This window comes from Schnuerera sp., assembly GCF_035459645.1.
Taxonomy (GTDB): Bacteria; Bacillota; Clostridia; order Tissierellales; family Tepidimicrobiaceae; genus Schnuerera.
This window is the reverse complement of record NZ_DATHXO010000259.1, coordinates 1-3705: the sequence shown is the minus strand read 5'-3', so window position 1 is coordinate 3705 and position 3705 is coordinate 1. Positions and strand designations below refer to the sequence as shown.

The 3705-nt window shown below is 34.3% G+C and carries 3 protein-coding genes; all 3 read right to left on the bottom strand.

Annotated elements, in window-relative coordinates; genetic code table 11:
- Nucleotides 1-702 (bottom strand): alpha/beta hydrolase family protein (locus tag VK998_RS06180; RefSeq protein WP_325226617.1); only part of this gene is annotated, 702 nt, incomplete at its 3' end.
- Nucleotides 703-846: 144 nt separating this feature from the next.
- Nucleotides 847-2916 (bottom strand): group II intron reverse transcriptase/maturase, encoded by a 2070-nt coding sequence (ltrA, locus tag VK998_RS06175; protein ID WP_325226616.1) that lies wholly within the window; start codon nucleotides 2914-2916, stop codon nucleotides 847-849.
- Nucleotides 2917-3419: 503 nt separating this feature from the next.
- Nucleotides 3420-3705 (bottom strand): P-loop NTPase family protein (locus VK998_RS06170; RefSeq protein WP_325226614.1); only part of this gene is annotated, 286 nt, incomplete at its 5' end.

Sequence of the window (3705 nt, the reverse complement as noted above, 5' to 3'; positions counted from 1 at the left end):
ATCTTCAATAATTTTAGACTCACAAACTTTCCCCTTACATATACCCACAATTTCTTTAGCATGGGTATATGGAACTAAGGCATCCTCCGTGCCAGATACGGCTAATATTGCTCCATTATATTTAGATAGGCTTTCCATTGGAGAAGAGTTTCTAATATCATCAAACCATTGCTTAGACAATATTAAATCATCACGCCATGGCATAGGTATTTTTGTATATCCATTTTTTACTGCTTCTTCATAATATTCTTGAAACCATCCAGCAAAGACGCCTTCTCCATTATGACATGCTCCTGACCAACTAATAGCAGCATTTATTTTTTCTGGATATTTTCCTAAAAACTCTGCCATTACCCGAGCACCTTGACTAAATCCTAAGATAGCTATTCTACATGGATCAACTTTTTCGTTATTACGAATATAAGCATAAATCTTTTCAAGATCATCAACTTCCCCGTAAAAAGTTAAATCCTGTTTCTTTGCACGACTTTCTCCACAACCTGCAAAATCAAATCGTATGGATGCAATTCCTCTTTCTCTAAGAAATTCTGCTAATCTCACAAATAGATTTCCAACTTCATTTTTACTAGATCCTGTTCCATGACATAAAATAACTGTAGGAAAATTTTTACCTACCTTGGGATAACTAAATATAGCAGGAATATCATACAAATTACTTTTTACTGTAATTTTATTATCCATTTTAATCGCTCCTTCCAAATATAAAACTTCATTGTCAATTTATTTAACCTTTGTGTCGAGTAGGTAGGGAACTTTACAGTTCCTTTCCCCCCTAAGAACCGTACTTGTATGTTTCCATACATACGGCTCAAGCCATCATTTATCTCAAACATATTGGTATCTGAACTTTTTAAATTGCTTTTTCATCAATTTGTACCCTTCTTGAGAATTAGGCTTTACCTGATTTTTATTAAAGAAAGTGTCAACTCTAGGTAAATCTTTTCCTTCTCCATACTTCTCAAGTAACAATAGATGTTGTTGCTTACAACTTTGGTGTAATAATTCCAAATTGCCATAAGTTTCAACACCATTTAGTACCTTTGGTACTATCTGATTGATTTTTAATTCTTCTTCTCCCGCTAATGATTGATTACATACCCTACATTTGTAGTTACCTTGCTTTGCTAATTTTCTCCTACTCAAAACATTGTCCCTTATGAATTCCTTTTTATCTCTTTTTTCAAAGTATTCCTTTAAACTAGCATCATCAGGACTGTTTCTGTATGTTATTACCTCATGCCTTACTATTGGAATCCAACTCATTTTAAATAGTTGGGTTCTCTCATTATGAGGGTCTGTCAGTATCCATCTATCTTTACTAACCCCAGTATAATCAGGTTTGAAGTATCTTTTGTATATCCATTTAAAAGGTTTGTGATTATGCAGTCTTTTCAGGTGTTTTCTTATCTTAATCCATGTGTAATGGTCAAGATTACAAAAGACCTTCTTTGAAACCTCACTTGACCAATAGTTTCCTATTCCCCTTATCACAGGGTTTAATTTCATTATTAACTCTCCTACTGGTCTACCTTTCATATCTTTAAAGATATTTTTAATGGTTCTTTTAGCCTTTTTAATACTGTCTTTAGATGGCTTTATCAGTAATTTCATACCTTTGTTGGTTTTATATTGCCTTAGATTAAATCCAAGAAAGTCAAATCCTTCCTCAATATGGGTTACCTTTGTTTTATCTTCTGCTAGTGTTAGTCCCCTTTTGTTTAGATATGGCTTAAGTCTTTCATACATACTAAGTGCTTCTTCTTTTGTCTTACAAACTATTACAAAATCATCAGCATATTTAACTACTCCCACTGATTTACTGTTCAGGGTGTAATACTTCCCGTTTGGGCGATATCTAACACCCAGTTCCTTTTCCATTCCATGTAATGCAACATTTGCTAGAAGTGGAGATATTATACCTCCTTGTGGGGTTCCAAAGTCGGTATCATTAAAGGAATCATTATCAACGAATCCCGCTTTAAGCCATTTTTGGATAGTATCTTTTGCAGGAAATCCTATTAAGCAATCAATAATATACTCATGATTAAGATTATCAAAGCACCCTTTGAAATCTCCCTCAAATATCCATTTCCTTGTACTTCTTGATGATAGTTTGGTGAATAAATTGACTATTGCATCTTGTACACTTCTTTTTGGTCTAAATCCATAGGTGGAGGGTTCAAACTTTGCCTCCCATTGTGGTTCTAGTGCATTTTTAACAATATTTTGAAATATCCTATCTTTAATTATTGGTACTCCCAAGGGTCGCATTTTCCCATTTTTCTTTGGGATGTACACCCTTTTGGCTGGTCTTGGTCTAATATATTTAATATTATATGTCCTTAATAGATTGAATAATTCTAGTCTATCCTTTGATGTTAGTACTATTTTACCATCTATGCCAGGGGTCTTTTTACCTTTATTTATCTGTGTTACTCTTTTAATTGATAGTAGCAAATTAGCTTTACTTCTAATCATTAGTCTTTGAAGTTTCCTTAGTTTTCTTTTCTGACCCAACTGTTCGGCACGAAAAATCCGTTGGCGAAGTTTTTTCACATATGCATGAACCTTCTTCCAATTAATTAGCTCCCAATCCTGCACCTGTGGAGAAACAGCCGACTTATTAAGTTTATTAATAGTTTCCATAACATGTTTCTCCTTAAAAATTCTTCTGTCCGTTTTCTTTCGTGTTGATGACCCTGTGGAAGTCTGCCCTCTTTCGAGTGAATTATTAAATTCTATCCAACGGGTTATGATTTCCCCTTGGCTTTCGCCTTGTTGGCATTTGCTTTCTCCACAATCCTTTACCCTCTGGTATTGTAGTTCTCTTACGATTACCCTACCTCTATCAAGGAACACAAAGGGCTTACCAAGTTCCACTAAATGCAGATTCAAATGGGTAAGTATCCTTCTCTACTCCGATGGATATATGGGTTACTGTACGATTGCTATGCGATTCAATCTTTCCTATCCATATTAAGCTTAATACTCCGCAGTACACTCATCGTAGATAACGAAGATTACAAAGGTTTAACTCTCGCTTATACTCTCCCATCTTTCCCTTAGCCCTGCATTACTCCTGCGTAAAGCAAAACATTAGGCATTTAACTCTCATGCAACCTACAATCCAATTACTCAGAGTGCAGTTTCGAGCGGGGATATGTTTAGTAACTAACATAGTTTCTACTGAAACGCTACTATTTAGCGACTTCTTGTCGCACCGCATAAATCTACATATACGCAACTGATTACCATCTTAAATATAATTATACTAAATAATTGTAAATTATTAAAATACCAAAATCCTTACTTCTCATACACTGCTTACAACAATTAGATTCTAATTACTCTAAGCAATGCATGAAATATATTGTATAAAGGTTCCTGAAACCCTTGATTTAATAACAAAAACTGCACCCTATCACTATTATGACACGTTCCCCTGTAGCGTGATATAGTAAACCAATAGTTTCATTCTTCTTTCTCATCTCTTCTAAGCTAGTTAAAGCTTCTTCCTGATAACCCCTAAGTTCAATAATTTTTCCTCGCTGCTTAGGTAGAAAATCCTCACTTAATTTAAAGTTCTCAACTTCACTAAAAAAAGTTAAAAGCTCATCTCTAACTTTTTCCTTATTTTTTACCAATTCATTGTAGGTCCATCTATATATTTTCCAGCCATTATAT